Genomic DNA, 20634 nt, shown 5'->3' on the forward strand with positions numbered 1-20634 from the left:
GGCGAGCCGCCCATGAGCGTCCAGCCCGGCTCGCTCACCCGGCAGCAGCTCTACGACCGCATCCGCGAGAGCTCGAAGGACGAGGTCGTCCTCGAAGAGATGATCCGGCTCGGCTACTGGCCGGCCGGGACGGATCAGCCGAACCTGCCCGAGGACGTCATCCGCCGCCGGGGCGAGCTCGCCCGCGAATTGAACGACCTGCACCGGAGCGCGGCGCTCTGGAAAAATCCGGACGCCGCCCTCAAGGCGATGCACAAGCGCCGGAAGAAGGCGGCCCTGGACCGGCGGCGCGAGACCAAGCTCAACGGCGCGCGCGGCCGGCACGAGCGCGCGCTCGCCTGGCACGGGCGCCGGAACCGGGAGATCCTGTATCTCGGCGAGGGCGTCTCGGCGGGATTGTCGGCGCAGGGGGACGCTCATCCCTCTCCCTCGGGCGGCCTGCCGGACTTGGCGAGTCCCGCTGCGGTGGCGCAAGCCATGGGGATCGGCCTCGGCGAGCTCCGCTTCCTCGCCTACGACCGGGCGCTCGCCACGGTGAGCCATTACCAGCGGTTCACCATCCCGAAGAAGGCAGGCGGCCTGCGTGCCATCTCGGCGCCGATGCCCCGCCTCAAGCGGGCGCAATACTGGATCCTCGATGCCGTGCTGGTTCATGCCGGCATCCACGACGCGGCCCACGGCTTCGTCCCCGGCCGCTCGATCCTGACGAACGCCGCCCTGCATGTGGGGCGGGACGTGGTGGTCAACCTCGATCTCAAGGACTTCTTCCCGACCCTCGACTACCGCCGGATCAAGGGCAAGTTCCGGGGCCTCGGCTATGCCGAGCCGGTGGCCACCGTGCTCGCCCTGCTCTGCACCGAGCCGGACGTGGACGAGGTCGAGATCGACGGGCAGCGCCTCTACGCGGCGCGCGGGCCGCGCCGCCTGCCGCAGGGAGCGCCCACGAGCCCGGCCCTCACCAACCTCGTCTGCACCCGCCTCGACGCGCGCCTCACCGGCCTCGCCGCGTCGCTGGGCTTCACCTACACGCGCTATGCCGACGACATGACCTTCTCCGCCTCGGGCGAGGCGGCGGGCAAGGTCGGCGCGCTCCTCAAATACGTGCACGAGATCGTCGCCGGGGAAGGCTTCACCGTCCATCCCGACAAGACGCGGGTGATGCGGCGGGGCCGGCACCAGGAAGTCACCGGGCTCACGGTGAACGAGCGGGTCGCGGTGCCGCGCGAGACCCTGCGCCGGTTCCGCGCCCTGTTGCACGGCATCGAACGGCATGGACCCGCCGGCCGCCGCTGGGGCCGGAGCGAGGGGCAGGCGGTGCTCGGCGCGGCCCTGGGCTTTGCCCGCTTCGTCCGGATGGTCACGCCCGAGGCCGGGTCTCCCCTCGTCGCCCTGGCGCGGCGGCTGGCCGAGACGCACCGGGCGCCGCAGCAGCCGGCCCAGCCCCGGATCACCGCCTTCCGCGAGCGCTCCGCGCGGGGCGTGCCGCCGCGCGAGGGCTGGTGGAGCCCGGCCGAACGCCCGCTGCCGCAGCCCGATCCCATCCTGGTGGAGGCGGAGCGGCCCGCCGGACGCGTGACCGGCCGAAGCGGCCCGCCCTCCATCGGCCGTCGCCCCGAGCCGGTGGCCGACATGCGGCGCACCGGATCACGGCCCGACGGTGAGGTCGGGGAGGAGACACCGCTGAAGCCCTGGATGGTGGTGCTCGGCGTCTTCGTCCTGTTCCAGGCCGGCGCCATCGTGCATCCGGTCCTCGGATTGCTCGTGCTCGCCACGGCCCTCGTGATCGGGATCCGGCGCTGGTTCCGCCGCCGACGCCGGAGGTAGGGATTTCGGCAGCGGTCCGGCCTTCGACCGCCCCTCGAACCGGGTCTCGGTGACCCCGATCCCTGGGTCGGGGCGATGAGGCGTCCCGGGATATCTCGTCCTCAGTTCTCGGCGGCAAGCGAAGCGGCAATCCACTCCTGTGCTCGATCCAAGCTGGAGAAAATGGGAGGTCGCGACCGGTAGATCCGTCCGAACCCCGCCTCCAGAAACCACTTGCCGGTATCGTCGCTCTGGTCGTCCGACAGGCGCACGAGCACGGCGACGAGATTGTCCCGAGCGAACACGAGCAGGCCTTCTGCGTCTTCGCTGTCGGTAGCGACCCGAACAGGCTGAAGACGCAGGGTCATGCGACGGCTCTGTTTTTCAAGTGCAGATAGTTGGCCTTGAACTCTCCGAGGGCCTTGAGACCGGATCCGTCGAGGATTTTCAGGGTCCTGCCATGGAGCTCGATCAGGCCCCGCCGGCGCAGTTCTTTGAGCGAGCGATTGACATGGACCGCCGTCACCCCCGTCGTGTCGGCGATGTGCGACTGGGTAAGCGGCAGTTCACACGTGTCTTCCGTTGCCAGGCCGACCGCGTGTAGTCTCACGAGCACCTCGCAGAAGAGATGGGCGATCCGCTCGATGGCGGAGCGACATCCGAGATTCACCAGCCACTCCCGCAACGTCGCCTCGTCCGCGAGGGTGCTGATGTGCAGAGCCTTCGCGATGGTGGGATGGCGACCGACGAGATCTCGCATGTCGGCAAAGGGGATGCGGACCACGCTGCAGGTCGACAGCGTGGTGATCGCGTGATCCAATTCATCGAGGAGCGCGACATCGAGGTCGCAGGTATCCCCGGGCAGGAGCAGGGCGGTGATTTGACGGGTGCCGTCGGCGCGCTGCTTGTAACGGCACGCAATGCCGCTCATGACGAGATACACGCCGCGCGGTTCGTCGCCCTCTTCGATGAGGGTCGTCGCCGGCGCGACGGTGCGTGGATGGGCGCTGATCCGTTCGAGCATGGCTCGATCCGCATCGGACAAACTTGCGAACCCTTCCAGCTTGCGTATGAACGGGTTGCTCGAAGCACTCGTCGGGATGCTCTCCCACGGGGCCGGAATAAGATCGGTCTCCCTCGGATCCCGCGCATAGGCCGCAACCGAGCGAGCCAATTCCCTGACGACGTGAATCAGGGCGGAGGGCAGGACCGGCTTCATCAGCCAGGGCACTCCGCGAAAACCATTCGCAAGGGGCTCGTCCTGCTGAAGGCTCGAGTGGACCAGGAACGGCACCCCGCGTCGGCGTAGCTCGCCAGCCAGGTCCACGCAGAATCCTTCCCGCAAGAGGGGATCCAGGATCGCGAGGCTGGGCGGCCTCTGTTGAAGCAGACGCAAGGCCTCGGAGGTCTTCGTGAAAGGACCGAGCACCTCGTAACCTGCGGCCTCGAGCGCATCGACGAGATCAAGGGCAATCAGCGCGTCGTCTTCGACGAGCATGATCGTAAGTGGGCTATGCCCCATCGATACCAGCGCCTTCTGGAGGGTCTTCGCTGAGCGTAAAACGGCACCAGCCAAGTCCAATGGCGCAGATTATCGGTTAGAGTAAATACTTATCCTGCTTTCGAAGTTGTCCGGTGTGAAATCGGACTCAATTGGAATGTGCGAAATCGAACATAAATAAATTTAGCAAACAATAGTTTGTGCTGACGTTGATTTCGGCCTATAGATACTTATTGCAGCACGATTACCGAGCGCCTGCGACTAAGAGACGATTTACGCTCTTGCTCTTTTGGGGAGACAAGAGCCATGGCTCGCGTTCAACAATCCGATGTCCGCAATCGCTTGTTAAAGGCAATGACATCCGACGACTTTGCGCTTGTACAGCCGCATCTTCAACTTGTCGATCTTCCCATAAAGTACGCTCTGATCGAACCTGATATTCCGGTCCCGCATCTCTATTTCCTGGAAAGCGGGATCTCCTCTGCGACGATGAAGGGCGCGGAGGGGCATGTCGAAGTCGGTCTAGCGGGCTGGGAGGGGTTGTCGGGAGCCGTACCGGTGCTTCTCGGCAACGACCGGATTCCGCACGACAACTTCATGCAGGTGGCCGGTCACGGGCTTCGTATCGGGACCGAGGCCTTGTGTGCGGCGGTCGAAGAAAGCCCGTCGTTGCGCACGTTGCTCCTGCGCTACGTTCAGACCGAGTTCGTCCAGGCCCGGCAAACCGCCTACGTCAATGCCACCTACACGACGGAGCTGCGCCTGGCGCGATGGCTGCTCATGTGCCACGACCGGGTGGACGGGGACGATCTGCCGGTCAAGCATGAGTTCCTGGCCGTGATGCTGGGCGTGCAGCGCACCGGGGTCACGCTCGCCCTTCAGGTGCTGGAGGGGGCGGGCCGCATCCGCGGCCGACGCGGGCGCATCACGGTGACGAACCGCGAACTTCTGGAGCAGCTGGCCGGCGACAGCTACGGGGCCGCAGAGGCGGAATATGCCCGTTTGATCGAGGGAGCCTGATGCCCCGCTACTTCTTCAACCTCCGCTATGGCCACGGTCCCGACAAGCTGTCGGTCGATCCGGAAGGGGACGAGCTTCCCGATCTCAATGCCGTCCGCATGCATGCCTTGCATTCCGCGCGGGATCTGATCGCACGATCGCGCACGGACGCCGTTCGCGACTGGTTCGTGTGTTCGTATGAGATCGAGGACGAAGACTGCCGGCAATTGCTCACGGTTCCCTTCACCGATACGGTTCCGGACGATGGAGACGACGGCACGTTTTAGCCGTGCTCGACAGGGAAGAGCGTTTCAGCCGTTCCTGAGGAAGGCTATTGTCTTCGCTGAGGATGTGATCGTTCGATTTTTTACGTGCGAACGGAAAGTCGCGCCGCCACCCATCCGGGACGTCGATCTCCGCCCCGACGTGCCGCCCGCAAGCGGATGCTCCCGCCTTCCGCAAAGAGTCGCTTCCGGAGGGGCTGCTCGGCGTGGGGAGCGGACGTCACTTTGTGACCCGAGACCGGACCTTCGATTGCGGGTTGCGAGCCTCGGTGCCGAGGCCGGATCGGCGGAGCCCTGGTCCGCACTCAGGCCGGCAGGGCGATGCCCGATAGTGCCTCGCAGGCTTCGAGCAGCGCCTCCTGCACGGCCTCGTCGCGAGAGGCCGGGTTCGGATCGCGCGGGCGAAGGTGGTGGAAGTAGCCTCCGGTGACCCGTGCCGCCGCGTCGTCGCTCGCCGCGAGCCACACCTGCGTGCGGTGGGCCTGGTCCATATCGTCGGGCGCGCCGGGACCGCCCATCCGCGTCGGCACCCAGCCCGGTTCGAGCGCGTTCGCGAGAACGCCCGGCCAGCGCCGCGCCACCGCGAAGGCGAGCACCGTATCGTAGAGCTTGCTCTCGGCGTAGGCCTGCGCGCCGGCCCAGGGCCGCTTGGTCCAGGTCAGATCGTCCAGAGCCGGGCGCACGCCTTGGTGCATACCGGACGAGAGATAGACGAGCCGCCGCGGCCGCTCGATCAGCGCGGTAAGCACGTAGGGCGCCATGACGTTGATCGCGAAGACGTGCGGAAGACCGTCCGCCGTCTCGATGCGCTCACCCTCGCGATAGCCGATGCCGATGTTGTGGATGACGGCGTCGAAGCCGCCGAGCCGGTTGGCCCCGTCGGCGACCGCGCGCATGCCGGCGAGCGTCGCGACGTCACCCTCGACGACCGCTTTCGCCTCGGGCCATTCGCGGCGCGCATCCTCTGCGCGCGTCGCGTTGCGGGCGTGGAGCACGACCTCGTGCCCCTGTTCGGCGAGGAGCCGACCGGCCATGAGCCCGAGCCCCTCGGACGAACCGGTGATGAAGATGCGCGACATCGGCGTTTCCCGGATGGCATCGGGCCGTCCCGTCGGCCCGGGTTAAGGACGGGGCGGCGGCCGCCGTGGCGGACGGCGCCGTCGCGGCGGCACCCGACACGATCGGCGCGCGCCGCGTCGGGAAGGTCGATCTCGAAGCCATGACCATCAGACCGGACGGTTCAACCGCGTTCGACGATGTGGCGCAGCACCGCCTCGAAGGTGACGGTGCCGGTGCGATGCTCGGCGCCCTCGCACGCGAAGTCGATCCAGCCCTCGTTGAAGCCATCGAGCATGGCGATGCGCGCTTCCGGATGGCGCATGCCCTCGGCGCGGAAGCGTGCCTCCCAGGTCCCGCGCGGGATCGCGACCGCCTCGACAAACCGTCCGAGTGCCGCGGCGAAACCCGCGGCCTCATCGTTCGGGCTGTACGTGCGGGGGCCCGACAGCTCGATGTTGCGGGTCCCGGTCCAGTCCTCGCGTAGGAGATCGGCGGCGGTCCGTCCGACGTCGTGCGTGCTCACCATCTCGATGGCGCGGTCGACGGGCTGAAGGTAGCTGCCGATGCGACCTCCACGCGCAGCGGGTAGGTCCCAGGCGGCGTTCTCCATGAACCAGGCGGCCCGCAGCATCGCGACGGGGAGGCCGGTGTCGGCGAGCGCCGTCTCGTAGAACCCCGCCCAGTTCAGCAGGTTGAACGCGGTGGCCTGAGCGCCGACCGTCGAGAGGAGCACCACGCGCCCCGGAGCCGCCTTGCCGATCGCCTGCGCGGCCGCCGCGGCGGCGCGGCGGCTCTCCTTGAGGTCCGGCGCCTGATCGTAGTTCGGCGGGCTCATCAGGAAGACGCCCGCCGCGCCCGCGAAGGCGGCCGCGAGCGCCTCGGCGTCCGTGGCGTCGGGCACGACTGCGACCGCGCATCCGCGCGCCTTCCAGGCCGCGCCCTTGTCCGCGTCGCGCACGATGGCCCGCACCGGCAACCCGGCCTCCAACAGCGTCCCGGCGACGATCCCGCCAACCTTTCCGGTGCTCCCCGTAACGACGAACATGCTTCACCTCACCCTTCGGGCGACCGGTGCTCGACCGCCACGATACCAAGGTGGCCTGAAGCCCATCCGTGCGTTAGTGGCATGCGGCGCACTTCATCTGTGCCTGAAGTCACGGAATTCACGTCATGGCCTTCGACGGACGGCTCCTTGCCGGCATCAGCGTGCTGGCGGCTGTGGTCGAGGGCGGCAGCTTCACCCGTGCTGCGGAGGCGCTGGGCCTCTCGGCGTCCGGTGTCAGCCGTGCCGTCGCGCGGTTGGAGAGCCGGATCGGAGTGCGGCTGCTCGACCGGACGACGCGTTCCCTCAGTCTCACGAGCGAGGGCACACGGCTCTACGAACTCGCCGCCCCACACCTGGAGGGATCGAGGCGGCGGCGAACCTTGCATCGGGAACGGCCGGCAGCGTCCGCGGCACGCTGCGGGCGAGCGTCAATCCGATCTTCTCCCGCCATGTGCTGGCACCGAGGCTGCCCGAGTTCGTCGCGCGCTTCCCCGACCTGACGACTGTCATCGTCCAGCAGCCCGACGCGGGCGACCTCGTCGCCGAGGGTATGGACGTCGCGATCCGCTTCGGGCCGCAGCCGCCGTCCGGGCTGTCGTCACGGCTGCTGCTCCGCACGCGCGTCCTCACCGTGGCGGCGCCGACCTACCTCGAACGGCGCGGGCGGCCCTCGACCCCGGCCGATCTCTCCGGACACGACTGCATCCAGTTCCTCGACCCTCAGCGGCGACGCCCGTTCGCCTGGGAGTTCCTGCGCGCCGAGGAGACGTTGCCGGTGACGACCCAGGGACCGCTCACGTTCGCCGACGTCGATACGATGGTCGCCGCGTGCGCGGCGGGCGCGGGCGTCGCCCAGGTCCTCGCCCTCGGTGTCGAAGGTCTGCTCACGAGCGGGGCATTGGTCGAGCTGTTCCCCGATTGGCCGGGCGAGACCTTCCCGCTCCACGCCGTGCGGCCGTCGCGGCGCCTGTCGCCGGCCAAGGTCGAGGCCTTCCTCGACTTCTGTGAGGCGATCGCGCGGCCCTACGCATGTTGAAGCGCTATGCCGCCTATTCCGGAAGCCAATATCGGGACCGTCCGAGAAGGGGCCAGGCTGTGTGAAAACGCCGGAACGCCGCGACTCCGGAGTTCAATGTTCTATGGAGTCGCGAAAATCGCACGTCTGACGGCATTGGCCGCGACCTGAAAGGCCTCTCGTAGGCGATCCGTCTGCTCGCAGCGGCCGGCGGCGCGTTTTTTTACACGGCCTCGGTCGTGAGCGGACGATACCGGCCGTCGGATGGCGACCACTCGCCTGCCGGCGTCTTCGGCGGAGGCCCTTCGAAGACGGCTCACGCCACTGCCGACAGGGAGGATCTCCCATACCTCTTGCAATTATAAATGATATATATAATTTATAAGGCGAAGCGGACCCCCGAGGGGGCGCATCGTGGGAGAGCGTCGTGGGCAAGACGGACATCAAGACGGCCATCGTCACCGGAGCGGCGTCCGGCATCGGATTGGCGACGGCGAAAGCCCTGACGGCAGCGGGCTACCGGGTCTACGGCACGAGCCGCAGGCCCGTTCGGGGGCGGGACGGGGACGTCACGATGCTGGCCTGCGACGTGACCGACGACGCCTCCGTCGAGGCCCTGGTGAAGACGGTCCACGGCGAGACCGGGCGGATCGATCTTCTCGTCAACAATGCCGGCTTCGGCATCAGCGGCGCGGCGGAGGAATCCACCGTCGAACAGGCGCAGGCCCTCTTCGACGTCAACCTGTTCGGAATCATCCGCACGACCCGGGCGGTTCTCCCGCTGATGCGGGCGCAGTCGGGCGGCCGCATCGTCAACATCAGTTCCATCCTGGGGCTCGTCCCGGCGCCCTACATGGCCGTCTATTCGGCGAGCAAGCACGCGGTGGAGGGCTATTCGGAATCCCTGGACCACGAGGTCCGCGGCCAGGGGATCCGCGTCGTCCTGGTGGAGCCCGCCTATACGCGCACGGCCTTCGATGCGAACCTGGTCTCCCCCGATGCGCCGTTGAGCCTCTATGATTCCGATCGCGCGGGCCGGGAGCGCTTCACGCGTGAGGTCATGGCCACGGCCGACGCGCCCGAGATCGTCGCCAAGGTGGTCGTGAAAGCCGCCACAGCGGCGGCGCCCCATCTGCGCTACACCGCCGGATCGATGGCGCGGCAGGCCAGCCTCCTGCGCCGTTTCGTGCCGGCCAAGCAGTTCGACAAGAGCTACCGCAAGCAGATGCGTCTTCCCCCGGTCTCCTGACCCTCCGCGCACCGGACGCTGAGGCAGAGCGAGGGGGGGCGTCCCGCCCGGTTCTCAGGACCGACCGGGATTGACCATCGGGTCGGCCTGGAGCCTCGCGGCCGCCAGATCGATGAAGGCGCGGACCTTCGCCGGCGCGCGCCGGCCCTCCAGGCTCACGATGTGGACCGGGACGGGCACCGCGTCCGGATCGTCGAGGACCAGCCTGAGCCGGCCCTCGGCCACCGAGGGCGCCACCTGATAGGACAGCAGACGCGCGATCCCCTGGCCGGCGAGGGCGGCCGCCAGGACCCCGTCGATGGTGTTGCAGACCAACCGTGATGGCGTGGCGCCACGCGTCGGCCCATCGGCCGGGGAATGGCGGTCGAAGGGCGGTCCCGTGGCGGTCGAACCGATGGTCGCATGGCGGTGCAAATCCCCCATGGAGTCCGGTGTCCCGTGCCGGTCGAGATAGTCCGGCGCGGCGCACAGAACCCTGCGGACGGTGCCGACCCGGACCGCGACGAGCCCGGAATCGGCCAGGTGCCCGATGCGGATTCCCACATCGGCGCCCTCCTCGATCAGGTTGACCACCCGGTCGAGGAACAGCGCGCGCACGCTGACGGCCGGGTAGAGCGCAAGAAAATCCGTGATGGCAGGCAAGACGTAAAGCCGGCCGAACTGGACCGGGGCGGTGATCGTCAAGGTTCCGGAAGGTGTCGCGTAGGCGCCGGCGGCGAGTGCTTCCGCCTCTTCCATGTCCGCGAGGATGCGGCGGCAATCCTCCAGGTAGCGTCCGCCCGCCTCGGTGAGCATCAGCGAGCGCGTGGTCCGCGTCAGCAGCCGGGTTCCGATCCGGTTCTCCAGGGCGGCCACCGCACGGGTCACGGCGGGCGGGCTCATGTGCAACTGGCGCGCCGCGGCGGCGAATCCCCCGCTTTCCGCCACCCGCACGAAGACCCGCATCGCCTGCCACCGATCCATGCCGGCCTCCACCATACCCGCTGATTATTCCGAGAATCGGAACAGTCGCTTGCGAAGAATGCCGGTTCACGCATTCCGGGCAAGGGTCTCTGATGTGTCCGTGGCCGGCGCACCTCGTCCGGCCGTCGGGGAGACACGTCATGAAGCTGTTCCACACGGCCCTGTCCGGGCATGCGCACCGGGCCCGCCTGTTCCTGTCCCTGGTCGGGGCGCGTTACGAAATCGTGGAGGTCGATCTCGCCGCCGGCGCGCACAGGACGCCGGACTTCCTCGCCCTGAACCCCTTCGGACAGGTGCCGGTGCTCGTGGACGGCGACGTGGTGGTTCCGGATTCGAACGCCATCCTGGTCTATGTGGCCAAGACGCTCGGACGCACGGATTGGCTGCCCGAGGAGGCTTGCGGCGCGGCGCGGGTGCAGCGCTGGCTCTCGGTGGCGGCCGGGCCGATCGCCTTCGGCCCCGCTGCCGCCCGTCTGGTCACCGTCTTCGGCGCTCCCTTCGACGCCGGCGAGGTGATCGCCCGGGCGCATCAGATCCTCGGCCGCATCGAGGCGGAACTCGGCGGCCGCGCCTGGATCGCCGCCGACCACCCGACCATCGCGGACGTGGCCCTCTACAGCTACGTCGCAGCGGCACCGGAGGGGAATGTCGACCTCGCCCCCTATGCCGCGATCCGGGCTTGGCTCGGCCGGATCGAGGCGCTGCCCGGCTTCGTGGCCCTACCCACGACGGCGGCCGGCCTGCGCGCGGCCTGAGTGTCTCTCACAAAATTCCCGCCGCCCTGTCGTGCTCCGAGTGAGAAACGACCGGGACCGGGAGTCTCGGGAGGCACCCTGAGACGAAAACCTGTCACCGGAGATCCCCCATGTCGTCATCCGACCCGCACCCCGCCTCGCCCTGGCACCGGGGCGAGATCGCGATCCAGGAGCATGCCGGCGTCGCCGCGCGCATGGCCGAGATCGGCCCCCGGATCATCCGCGATCGGATGATCGAGCAGCATCGCGACTTCTTCCGGCATCTGCCCTTCGTGGTGCTCGGGGCGGTGGACCCGGAGGGCGACGTCTGGGCGACGCTCCGTGTCGGCGAGCCGGGATTCCTTGAGGCGCCGGACCCCTTCCGCCTGCGCGTTCGGGCGGCCGCCGACCCCGGCGATCCCGCCGAGGCGGGCCTCACGGAGGGATCGGCTGTGGGCCTGCTCGGGATCGATCCGGCGACCCGGCGGCGCAATCGCCTGAACGGCACCATCCGGCGTGAGGGGGGCGACGGTTTCTCTGTCCGGGTCCAGCAAAGCTTCGGCAATTGCCCGCAATACATCCGCGTCCGGCAGGGGGCGGAGCGTTTACTGGGTCCCGTCGCGGCGGCCCGCGAGACCGGCCATCGCCTCGACGAGCGCGCCCGCGCGCTCATCACGGACGCCGATACGGTCTTCGTCGCCACCTACGCCGACGGGGAGGAGGGGGACCGGCAGGTCGACGTCTCGCATCGCGGCGGCGCGCAAGGCTTCGTGCGGATCGGCGAGGACGACGTGCTCACGATCCCGGATTATTCCGGAAATCGCTTCTTCAATACACTGGGGAACATCCGCGTAAATCCCCGCGCCGGGCTCCTCGTCATCGATTTTACTACCGGTGATCTGCTGCAGATGACCGGCCGGGCGGAACTGCTCCTCGATTCCCCCGAAATCGCGCACGTCCCGGGCGCCGAGCGGCTCTGGCGTTTCGCACCCCGGACCTTCGTCCGACGCGCAGGCGCCGTGCCGCCCCGGTGACGAGGAGCCCCGGCGCCGGCGCCGGGCTCGCTTCAGCGACGACGGGCCTGGCTCGCGCGGAGCACCTTGCGGGCCCGGGCCTCGTGGATCGCCGCCACCTTCATCAGGAGGTGGCGTACGACATCCGAAGGCGCGCTCGCGGCACAGTCCCGCAGGGCGATCGCCGCTCGCACATGCATCAGCGCCCGATCCAGCATCCGATCCCCGCTTTCCGCTCTTTCTTCTCCCAGTCTAGCGACGCGGTGCTTAAGGCATCTTCAAGCCGGATGCGTAAAGGCCCGCCCGGCGCCGGGGAGGCCGGGCGGGGGCCGCCGATCCGCTGCGAGAGTTGACGCCGGCCGTCGGGACTGCCAACCCGGCCGCATTGCGGGCGCGGCCGATCCCTCGGTCCGCAGGAGTACCGAATCTTCATGTCCGATCTGCTTGAGACGATCCGCAGAACCCTCGTGCCGATCCACAAGGAGGGCTACCCCTTCATCCTGATCGGCATCGTGCTGACCGTGCTGTTCGGCTATTTCGCGCAGTTCGCCGGCTGGATCTTCCTGATCCTCACCCTGTGGGTCTGCTACTTCTTCCGCGATCCCGAGCGGGTCACCCCGGTGGCGGATGGTCTCGTGGTCTCGCCGGCCGACGGCCGGGTGAACCTGATCTCCACCGTGCTGCCGCCGCCCGAGCTCGACCTGCCGCAGGAGCCGATGACGCGGATCTCGGTCTTCATGAACGTGTTCGACTGCCACGTGAACCGCGTCCCCGTGACCGGCAAGATCGGCCAGATCGTCTACACGCCCGGCCTGTTCCTCAATGCGGAACTCGACAAGGCCAGCGACGACAACGAGCGCAACGGCCTCGTCATCGAGACCACCCATCGCGGCACCCCCCTGCGCGTCGGCGTCGTGCAGATCGCCGGATTGGTGGCCCGCCGCATCGTCGGCTGGGTCCGGGCGAACGATACCCTGAATGTGGGCGAGCGCTTCGGCCTGATCCGCTTCGGCTCGCGCGTCGACGTCTACCTGCCGGTGGGCACCCGCGTGCTGGTCGGCCTCGGCCAGAAGGCGGTGGCGGGCGAGACCGTGCTCGCCGATCTCGGCGGCGGGCCCGAGCGCAGCTTCCGCCGCATCTGACCTCGCTCGGCCCCGCCCGGCGGGGCCGCGATCCTTCGCGGTCGGTGCCCCTCAGGCCCGTTCGCCCGTCTTTCTGAAAAGGCGCGTCATGGACGATCTCTTTCCGCCCTTCGAGCCGGATGCCAACGAGCCGAAGCCGCGCCGCTTCAAGGCGGTGCCGTTCCGGATGATCGCGCCCAATATGATCACCCTGATGGCGGTCTGCCTCGGGCTGACCGCGATCCGTCTCGCATTCGAGGGCAAGTTCGAGCCCGCCGTGATCGCCATCGTCGCGGCCGCCTTCCTCGACGGGATCGACGGGCGTGTCGCCCGGATGCTCAAGGGGACGTCGCGTTTCGGGGCCGAGCTCGATTCCCTCGCCGATTTCGTCAATTTCGGCTGCGCCCCGGCGCTCATCCTCTACGGCTTCGCCCTGAAGGAGCTGCGCTCGCTGGGCTGGATCGTCGCCCTCATCTTCGCCATCGCCATGGCCCTGCGTCTCGCCCGCTTCAACGCGATGCTCGACGATCCCAACCGGCCCGCCTGGAAGAAGGACTTCTTCGTCGGCATGCCGGCGCCGGCCGGCGCCTTGACCGCGATGCTGCCGCTTTATCTCCACTTCCTCGGCCTGCCGATCGAGCGCTGGGCCGCCCCGGTGGTGCTCGGCTATACGCTCTGCATCGCCCTCCTCGTGGTCTCCACCGTGCCGACCTTCTCCGGTAAGACCATGGGCAAGCGCGTGCCCCGCGAATGGGTCCTGCCGATCTTCCTCGTGGTGGTCGCGGCCTTCGGCCTGTTCATCAGCTACCCGTTCGAGGCCATGGTGGTGATGGCGGGCGGCTACCTCGTCACCCTGCCCATCGGGGCGGCGCAGTACCGGCGCCGGGCGAAGCTCGAGGAGCGTCTCGATGCAACCGGCCGTGGACAGATCGAACCGGCGCCTGTCGAAAGCTGATCACCTCGCCTAACCTCACTGCGTGCGGCCCGATGGGCGCATGCTTGGGAGGCGACGGTGCTGGAAGAATTCAAGAAATTCGCGCTGCGCGGCAACGTCGTCGATCTGGCGGTGGGCGTGATCATCGGCGCCGCCTTCGGCTCCATCGTCACCTCGGCCGTCCAGGACGTGTTCATGCCGATCATCGGCGCGATCACGGGCGGCCTCGACTTCTCGAACTATTACATCGCGCTCTCGTCGAGCGTGCAGAAGGGGGCGGCCTATGCCGATGCCAAGAAGCAGGGCGCGGTGATCGGCTACGGGCAGTTCATCACCGTGGCGCTCAATTTCATGATCGTCGCCTTCGTGCTGTTCCTCGTCATCCGGGCCATGAACAAGCTTCAGACCCAGGAGGAGGCGAAGCCCCTTCCCGAAACCCCGCCGGACGTGAAGCTGCTGGGGGAGATCCGCGATATCCTGGCGGCCAAACCCAGGGTTTAGTGCACCGACGCGGACTGAGGATTCACGCGGGGCGTGATGCGTGCGCGTCTGGGTGATGGCTCAGACACGTCTGTGTACCACTCGATGACGCCACGGTCGGCCGGGATCGCGAGTGAGCGATCCCGGCCTCTCAGGCCCATGACCGGGGAGAGCGGTGCCATGCGAACGGCAAGGCCGATCCGGAAGGACGTGCCTGCCCTTTGGGATCACGGCGTAGCGCCCTCCAGGACGCTGTTCCGGGCGGCCACCCGCACGCGATCCTCCGCATTGTCGGTCTGGGCGAACTGCGCGGTGTATAGGCGCCGGTAAGCCCCGTCCGCCGAGAGAAGCACTTCGTGGCGTCCCTGCTCGACGATGCCGTCGGCGCCGACAACGACGATGCGGTCCGCCTGGCGGATGGTGGCGAGGCGATGGGCGATGACCAGGGTGGTGCGGCCCTCGGAAAGCTCCACAAGGGAGCCCTGGATCGCTTGTTCGGTCTCGCTGTCGAGGGCCGAGGTGGCCTCGTCGAGGATCAGGATCGGCGGGTTCTTGAGAAACACACGGGCGATGGCGAGGCGCTGCTTCTGGCCGCCCGAGAGTTTGACGCCGCGTTCGCCGACGACGGTGTCGAGGCCGTTCGGCAGTCCCTCGATCAGCGCGGAGAGCTTGGCCCGCTCCGCGGCCTGCGCGATCTCCGCCTCGGTGGCATCGAGGCGGCCATAGGCGATGTTCTCGCGGATCGTGCCCGCGAACAGGAAGACGTCCTGCTGGACGATCCCGATCTGCCGGCGCAGCGAGGCGAGGGTCAGGTCCCGAATGTCGATGCCGTCGATGGTGATGCGCCCGCTCTCCACCTCGTAGAAGCGCGGAATGAGCGAGCACAACGTCGTCTTGCCGGCCCCGGACGGGCCCACGAAGGCGACGGTCTCCCCGGCGGCGATGGCGAGATCGAGCCCGGACAGGACGGGCCGGCCGGCGGTGTAGCCGAAGCTCACGTCTTCGAAGCGGATGTCCCCCTTCAGCGCCGGCACCGAGACGGCACCGGGGCGGTCGACGATGTCGGGTTCGGTGGCGAGCAACTCGGCGTAGCGCCGGAAGCCCGCGACTCCCTTCGGGTAGGTCTCGACCACGGCGCCGATCTTCTCGAGGGGCCTGTAGAAGACGCCCACCAGCAGCAGGAACCCGATGAACCCGCCGGGCGAGAGCTCGCCGCGCACGACGAAGGCCGCGCCGCCCAGCAGCACGACGATCTGCACGAGCCGCATGCCGAGATAGTTGATCGACAGGCTGGCTGCCATGATCCGGTAGGCTTCGAGCTTGGTCTCGCGGTATTTCCGGTTGTCGGAGGCGAACAGGCGTCGCTCGTGCGGCTCGTTGGCGAAGGCCTGCACCACGCGGATGCCGCCGACATTCTCCTCGATGCGCGCGTTGAAGGCCGCGACCCGGCCATATTGCGTCTGCCAGTTGCGTGTCATCCGGCCGCCGTAGCGGAGGGTGACGAAGGCGATCACCGGCAGAATGGCGGCGGTCAGGAAGGCCAGGGGCGGGTGGACGTAGACCATCAGCGCGAAGGCGCCGATGAGCGTCATCACCGCGATGAAGAGGTCCTCCGGTCCGTGATGGGCGACTTCGCCGATCTCCTCCAGGTCCTTGGTGACGCGGGCGACGAGGTGGCCGGTCTTCTGGTTGTCGAAGTAGCGGAACGACAGCTTCTGCAGATGGTCGAAGGCACGCCGGCGCATCTCGGTCTCGATATTGATGCCGAGAACGTGCCCCCAATAGGTCACCACCACCATGAGACCGGCATTGGCGAGATAGACGATGCCGAGGCCGAGGGCGGCGAGCACGATCAACTGCCAGTCCTGGCGTGGCAGCAGCACATCGACGAAGGCCTTCACGGCCATGGGGAAGCCGAGTTCGAGCAGGCCCGACAGGACGGCGCAGCCGAAATCGACGAGGAACAGGGTCCGGTGCGGGCGATAATAGGCGAGGAAGTCCTTCAGCATGGTGCTTTCGCGAGGTGATCGACGGGGCAGAGGGCGCCGCAGGAGGGGACGCCCGGTATGCGGTAGCGCATACAGCAAACCCGTCGCCGCCGCTCCTCGCCGCCTCGGAAGGCCTGCGCCAGCGGGCAGCGGCCGAACGCATCGCTTCCGCAACGGCCGAGGCACGCTTCGGCCCGCGTGAAGGCAGGCACCGCGTCGCGGCTCAACTCGCGCAAGGCGAAATCGGCGGTGACACCGGCATTGCACCAGAGAACATGCCGGGACAGACCGTAATGGGTCTGGCACAGGTCGAAGAACGGCCGCAGGTGGCCCTCGATCAGGGGATCGAGGCCGGGCTCCGCGCCCCCGTGCCGGTCGTCCTCCTCCGCCACGATGAAGCGGGAGACGATGCCGCTCTCGTCGAGTTCGAAGCCGATCCGGTCGAAACCGATCGGCAGGGCACGGCCGAGGCGGCTGAGCGCGGTGAAGTAGGGGATGATCAGGGCGGGGAGGTAGTACTGGGTCCAGAGCGAGACCAGGGCGCGACGGTCGGCGGTCTCGAAGCCGTTGTCTGATGCCGTGTGGAGGCTCCTGCCGAACCCGTCCACCACCTCGTCGAACCTCGCCTTGCTGGTGAGGATCGAGAGCGGCCTTGCCTCGGATCGGGACGGAGCCGTGGCGATCCGGCTGCCGAAGGCCGACAGCGACGGCGGAACCAGCCCGGCGAGTTGATCGATCATGCGCGCCCCGCGACCCGATCGGCATCAACGGTCCGGCGGATCGTCGACCGCAGGGCAGCGAAGGCGACGGCGTAGAACAGGATCGCGGCGGTGAAGTAGGCCGGCCAGCCGATATGCGCCGCGAGCGCCGGCGCGGCGACCCGCAGCGGCATCGCGGCAAAGAACGCCGCCCCGAACAGGAGCGCGTAATCGGTGGCGGGACGAGGCCCCTGCGCCCAGCGATAGATCATGTTGAACACCGGCACTCCGAGGCCTCCGCCGCTGACGATGCCGAGGATCGTCGCCGCGATCGCGAGAGGGGCCGAACCGGTGGCGGCGCCGGCGATCATCAACCCGCCGCCGGCGACCACGCCCAGCGCAGAGACCGTGATGAGTCGCAGGGTCCCGACCCGTCGCTCGAGGATGCCCGAGACCAGGGCCATGACGAGGTTGATGACCGGCGAGAGAGAACCAGTGACGAATCCGACCTCCCGCAACGGCATCCCAAGATCCAGCAGGGCAAGATTGTTCAGGCCCGAGAGAGCGAACATGGCCGCGAAATAAAGGCCTAGGACCAGGATGCGCGGCGCCAGGCGGCGCAAGCGTTCGAAGGGGGCCGTCACGCGTTCCGCCGGAGCGGCGCCGCGGCGAAGCCGGACCTCCGGGTAGCGCAGCATCGGCAGCAGGCAGAGGAGGTTGAGGCCAGCGATGCCCAGCACGGCGGCCTGCCAGCCGATCGTGTCGTAGTATCCGATCAGCAGGCCCGCGCCGGCGATGCCGCCCAGCGACGCGCCGGAAAGTTTGGCTGAGGCCACGAAGGGCCGCCGGTCGGCGGGCACCGTCTCGACCACCAGGGCTTCGAGGGCGATGTCCATGGTGGCGACGCAGAAACAAGTCGCCACCGCGAGACCGAGGAGCAGGCCGAGGGGCCACGTCTCCCCCCGGCTCAGGAGCAGAAGCAGGGCGATGGTCGCGCCCTGCATCAGCGCGATCCAGCCGATGCGATGCGGGAGGCCGGGCAGGCGCAGCCTGTCGATGGCGACGGCCCAGAGAAAGGTCAGACCGACCGGCAGGTTGATAAGCTGCAGCAGGCCGATCTCGGCGAGTTCGACGCCGCGTGCCCGCAGGATCAGCGGGGCGCCGCTGGACAGGAAGCCGAGCGTGGTCCCGAAGGTGATGTAGAGGCTGAAGAACGGCAGCAGGGGCTTCGCCCGGTGCAACAGTCGGGATGGCCCCTCGAACCGGATGCCGCTCATGCGGTTTGGGCCGCCCGGTCCAGCAGCCTGCCACGAACGGGTGTCGTCCCTGGAGAGCATCCGCTCGCGCTGGTCATGTCCGCACTTGCGGGCGGGCGATTCGAAGGGTCCGGATGACGCGGCAATCGATCCGCGATTGAGCGCGCGACATGACAGGGCCTCCCTTCGGACATCTAGAGCTCTTGTGATCCTCGCCGCAGAAGTAGTTTGTAAACGGTCTAATCTATTGCACTCATTGGCTTTTCTTGGCGATATGCCGTGCACGCCTTTCAAGCAAGGGCCGTTTGGCCGCAGTGCCGTCAGCCTTCTCCACTTGCTGCGTGCGTGACCTCTATTGCCCCGGCATGGTGAGGATCAGCGGACCGTTACGCGAGGCGATGACGGTATGCTCGTATTGCACCGTGAGGGCCTTCGGCCGGCTGTAGAGGGTCCAGGGGTCGTCGCCATCCTCGGCGAATTCGGCGCCGAGGGACAGGAACGGCTCCACGGTGAAGACCAGTCCCTCCTGGATGATCCGTCGCTCCGAGGCGTCGGGCCAGGTGGCGATCTCGGTCGGCTCCTCGTGCAGCGATAGGCCCACGCCGTGGCTGGCGAGGTTGCGGACCAGGGTGTAGCCGTTCTTCCGCGCGAAGGCCCCAACGGCCCGTCCGATATCGGCCAGGGGCTTGCCGGTGCCGACTTGGCGCAGGCCCGTCCACATCGCCCGGCGCCCGTCCCTGCACAGCCGCTCCACCGCCCGCGTCACTGGCGGCACGGCGAAGGACGCGCCGGTATCGGCGAAATAGCCGTCCTTCTCGGCGGACACGTCGATGTTGACGAGATCACCCGGATTGATCCTGCGGTCACCGGGAATACCGTGTGCGATCTCCTCGTTGACGCTGATGCAGGTCGCTCCGGGAAAGGCGTAGACCAGTTCCGGCGCCGGCCGAGCCCCGGCCGTCTCCATGATCCGCCGTCCGATCCCGTCCAGTTCGAGGGTGGTCATGCCGGGCTCGATGGCCTTGCCCATCGCCTCGAGGGTGTCGGCGACGATGCGACCGATCTGCTTCAATCCAGCAAGCTCGTCGTCGTTCGACACCGTCATGTCGTCATCCCTTCATGGAGCCGGAGGAGGCTTCGCTCACGCGGTTCTGCCATCCTCCGCGAGCCCGGCAAAGCCAGGGCCGCCCCGCGCGCAAATCCCCTCATCCGGGTCCGACGGATATCGGAGGGCCCGCACCCCCTCAGGCGGCGAAGGCGCCACGCGAGCGCAGGATCTCGATCTCGTCCGCCGAGAGGCCGAACTCGGCCAGCACGTCCTCGGTATGCTCGCCGAGAAGCGGCGCATGCCTGCGGGCGCGTTGCGGCGTGCCCATGAGCTTCACGGGAAAGCCGATATTCGGCACCGTGCCCTCGATCGGGTGGGGAACCTCGATGCGCATCTGCCGGTGCCGGCCATGCTCGCTCTCGAACGCTTCCGGATAGGTGTTCATGCGGCCGGCGGGAATCCCGGCATCGAGGAGCAGCGACACCCATTCCTCGGCGGTCCTGGCGGCAAAGCTCCGCTCCAGCTCCTCGATCAGCTCCTCGCGGTGGGCGAGCCGTGAAGGGATGTCGACAAAGCGGGCATCCTCGAACAACTCGCCACGATCGAGCACGTCGCAGAGCAGGCGCCAGAGCTTCTGGTTCGTGGCCCCCATGACGAAATATCCGTCCGAGGCGCGCACCGCCTGATAGGGGGCGCTCATGCGGTTGGAGGTGCCGAGCGGCTGCGGGATCCGGCCCGTGCCCCAGTATTCCGAGACGTCCCAGATCGAGAAGGCCAGGGCCGCGTCGAAGAGCGAGGCATCGATATACTGGCCCTCGCCGCTCGCCTGCCGGCCGATATAGGCCGACAGGATCGCGTAGACGGTGAACAGGGCGCAGCCGATATCGGCGACGGGCACGCCGGCCTTCACCGGCGGACCTCCCGGATGGCCGGTGACGCTCATCACCCCCGACATGGCCTGGGCCATCAGATCGTAGCCGGGGCGCTTCGACCAAGGGCCCGACTGACCGAAGCCCGAGATGCTGGCATAGATGAGCCCCGGATTGCGGACCCGCATCGCCTCGTAGCCAAGGCCCAGGCGAGCCATCACGCCGGGCCGGTAATTCTCCACCACCACGTCCGCGGTGGCCGCCATATCGAGAAGGAGATCCCGCCCAGCATCCGATTTGAGGTTGAGGGCGACGCTACGCTTGTTCCGGTTCATGTTGAGGAAGCCCATGCTGTCGGGCCCCTTCATCTTGAATCCCATGGCGCTGCGGGTCTGGTCGCCCGTGCCCGGCGGCTCGACCTTGATGACGTCCGCTCCGAGATCGGCCAGCAGCATGCTGCAGAACGGCCCCGCCATCACCTGCGTCACGTCGAGGACGCGGATGCCCGCGAGGGGAAGGGGGCGGGGGGCTTCGTGCACGGAGTCTTTCATCGTGCTAACGTCCTCTGCTGCGCC

The 20634-nt window shown here is 68.0% G+C and carries 20 protein-coding genes and 1 pseudogene; 10 read left to right on the forward strand and 11 right to left on the reverse strand.

Annotated features, from left to right (window positions below; genetic code table 11):
- Positions 1-12 precede the first annotated feature (12 nt).
- Positions 13-1824 (forward strand): reverse transcriptase family protein, encoded by a 1812-nt coding sequence (locus tag MKK51_RS01830; protein WP_243974621.1) that lies wholly within the window; start codon positions 13-15, stop codon positions 1822-1824.
- 101 nt (positions 1825-1925) lie between these two features.
- On the opposite strand, the gene MKK51_RS01835 is transcribed toward MKK51_RS01830, so the two are convergent.
- On the reverse strand, positions 1926-2171 hold the full coding sequence (locus MKK51_RS01835; protein WP_243974622.1) for a hypothetical protein: 246 nt from the start codon (positions 2169-2171) through the stop codon (positions 1926-1928).
- Positions 2168-3301: a helix-turn-helix domain-containing protein gene (locus tag MKK51_RS01840; protein ID WP_243974623.1), complete on the reverse strand. Its 1134-nt coding sequence runs from the start codon at positions 3299-3301 to the stop codon at positions 2168-2170. Before MKK51_RS01840 ends, MKK51_RS01835 begins: the two co-directional genes overlap by 4 nt.
- Positions 3302-3610: 309 nt before the next feature.
- On the opposite strand from MKK51_RS01840, the gene MKK51_RS01845 reads away from it, so the two are divergent.
- Together MKK51_RS01845 and MKK51_RS01850 are read left to right on the forward strand one after the other, a co-directional pair.
- Positions 3611-4324, forward strand: a complete 714-nt coding sequence (locus MKK51_RS01845; protein ID WP_243974625.1) for a Crp/Fnr family transcriptional regulator — start codon at positions 3611-3613, stop codon at positions 4322-4324.
- Positions 4324-4590: a DUF6894 family protein gene (locus MKK51_RS01850; protein ID WP_243974627.1), complete on the forward strand. Its 267-nt coding sequence runs from the start codon at positions 4324-4326 to the stop codon at positions 4588-4590. Before MKK51_RS01845 ends, MKK51_RS01850 begins: the two co-directional genes overlap by 1 nt.
- Before the next feature lie 302 nt (positions 4591-4892).
- Here MKK51_RS01850 and MKK51_RS01855 read toward each other — a convergent pair whose 3' ends face one another.
- Together MKK51_RS01855 and MKK51_RS01860 are read right to left on the reverse strand one after the other, a co-directional pair.
- The gene (locus MKK51_RS01855) at positions 4893-5666 is read right to left on the reverse strand and encodes an SDR family NAD(P)-dependent oxidoreductase (RefSeq protein WP_243974629.1); all 774 of its coding nucleotides are present in this window, start codon (positions 5664-5666) and stop codon (positions 4893-4895) included.
- A gap of 161 nt (positions 5667-5827) precedes the next feature.
- On the reverse strand, positions 5828-6691 hold the full coding sequence (locus MKK51_RS01860; protein WP_243974631.1) for an NAD(P)H-binding protein: 864 nt from the start codon (positions 6689-6691) through the stop codon (positions 5828-5830).
- Between the two features lie 125 nt (positions 6692-6816).
- Here MKK51_RS01860 and MKK51_RS01865 point away from each other — a divergent pair.
- Positions 6817-7727, forward strand: a pseudogene (locus tag MKK51_RS01865) (LysR family transcriptional regulator).
- 406 nt (positions 7728-8133) lie between these two features.
- Positions 8134-8955 carry an oxidoreductase gene (locus tag MKK51_RS01870; RefSeq protein WP_243974633.1) on the forward strand — a complete coding sequence of 274 codons (822 nt, stop codon included), beginning with the start codon at positions 8134-8136 and terminating at the stop codon, positions 8953-8955.
- Between the two features lie 54 nt (positions 8956-9009).
- Here the strand turns inward: MKK51_RS01870 and MKK51_RS01875 are convergent, their stop codons facing one another.
- Positions 9010-9918 carry a LysR family transcriptional regulator gene (locus tag MKK51_RS01875; RefSeq protein WP_243974634.1) on the reverse strand — a complete coding sequence of 303 codons (909 nt, stop codon included), beginning with the start codon at positions 9916-9918 and terminating at the stop codon, positions 9010-9012.
- A gap of 140 nt (positions 9919-10058) precedes the next feature.
- On the opposite strand from MKK51_RS01875, the gene MKK51_RS01880 reads away from it, so the two are divergent.
- Positions 10059-10673, forward strand: coding sequence for a glutathione S-transferase family protein (locus MKK51_RS01880; protein WP_243974635.1), 615 nt, complete (start codon positions 10059-10061; stop codon positions 10671-10673).
- A gap of 110 nt (positions 10674-10783) precedes the next feature.
- Complete coding sequence (locus MKK51_RS01885; RefSeq protein ID WP_243974636.1) at positions 10784-11686, forward strand: pyridoxamine 5'-phosphate oxidase family protein; 903 nt, start codon at positions 10784-10786, stop codon at positions 11684-11686.
- A gap of 32 nt (positions 11687-11718) precedes the next feature.
- On the opposite strand, the gene MKK51_RS01890 is transcribed toward MKK51_RS01885, so the two are convergent.
- Positions 11719-11883 (reverse strand): hypothetical protein, encoded by a 165-nt coding sequence (locus MKK51_RS01890; protein ID WP_243974637.1) that lies wholly within the window; start codon positions 11881-11883, stop codon positions 11719-11721.
- A gap of 213 nt (positions 11884-12096) precedes the next feature.
- Here MKK51_RS01890 and MKK51_RS01895 point away from each other — a divergent pair, with 213 nt between their 5' ends.
- The 3 genes from MKK51_RS01895 to mscL all read left to right on the forward strand — a co-directional run bounded on the left by MKK51_RS01895 (position 12097) and on the right by mscL (position 14221).
- Positions 12097-12807 carry a phosphatidylserine decarboxylase gene (locus tag MKK51_RS01895; protein ID WP_243974638.1) on the forward strand — a complete coding sequence of 237 codons (711 nt, stop codon included), beginning with the start codon at positions 12097-12099 and terminating at the stop codon, positions 12805-12807.
- A gap of 88 nt (positions 12808-12895) precedes the next feature.
- On the forward strand, positions 12896-13741 hold the full coding sequence (locus MKK51_RS01900; RefSeq protein WP_243974639.1) for a CDP-alcohol phosphatidyltransferase family protein: 846 nt from the start codon (positions 12896-12898) through the stop codon (positions 13739-13741).
- A 57-nt stretch (positions 13742-13798) separates the two neighbouring features.
- Complete coding sequence (gene mscL / locus MKK51_RS01905; RefSeq protein ID WP_243974640.1) at positions 13799-14221, forward strand: large conductance mechanosensitive channel protein MscL; 423 nt, start codon at positions 13799-13801, stop codon at positions 14219-14221.
- 206 nt (positions 14222-14427) lie between these two features.
- On the opposite strand, the gene MKK51_RS01910 is transcribed toward mscL, so the two are convergent.
- The 5 genes from MKK51_RS01910 to MKK51_RS01930 all read right to left on the reverse strand — a co-directional run bounded on the left by MKK51_RS01910 (position 14428) and on the right by MKK51_RS01930 (position 20610).
- Entirely contained in the window at positions 14428-16209 is a 1782-nt protein-coding gene (locus MKK51_RS01910; RefSeq protein WP_243974641.1) for an ABC transporter ATP-binding protein, read from the reverse strand.
- Complete coding sequence (fhuF, locus tag MKK51_RS01915) at positions 16203-16928, reverse strand: siderophore-iron reductase FhuF (protein ID WP_243974642.1); 726 nt, start codon at positions 16926-16928, stop codon at positions 16203-16205. The genes MKK51_RS01910 and fhuF overlap by 7 nt, the downstream gene beginning before the upstream one ends.
- A complete protein-coding gene (locus tag MKK51_RS01920) occupies positions 16925-18163 on the reverse strand; it encodes an MFS transporter (RefSeq protein WP_243974644.1) in 1239 nt (412 codons plus the stop codon). The genes fhuF and MKK51_RS01920 overlap by 4 nt, the downstream gene beginning before the upstream one ends.
- Positions 18164-18494: 331 nt before the next feature.
- On the reverse strand, positions 18495-19247 hold the full coding sequence (gene map, locus MKK51_RS01925; RefSeq protein WP_243974645.1) for a type I methionyl aminopeptidase: 753 nt from the start codon (positions 19245-19247) through the stop codon (positions 18495-18497).
- A 139-nt stretch (positions 19248-19386) separates the two neighbouring features.
- Entirely contained in the window at positions 19387-20610 is a 1224-nt protein-coding gene (locus MKK51_RS01930) for a CaiB/BaiF CoA transferase family protein (RefSeq protein WP_243974646.1), read from the reverse strand.
- Positions 20611-20634 lie beyond the last annotated feature (24 nt).

Source organism: Methylobacterium sp. E-045, from assembly GCF_022829685.1.
Taxonomy (GTDB): domain Bacteria; phylum Pseudomonadota; class Alphaproteobacteria; order Rhizobiales; family Beijerinckiaceae; genus Methylobacterium.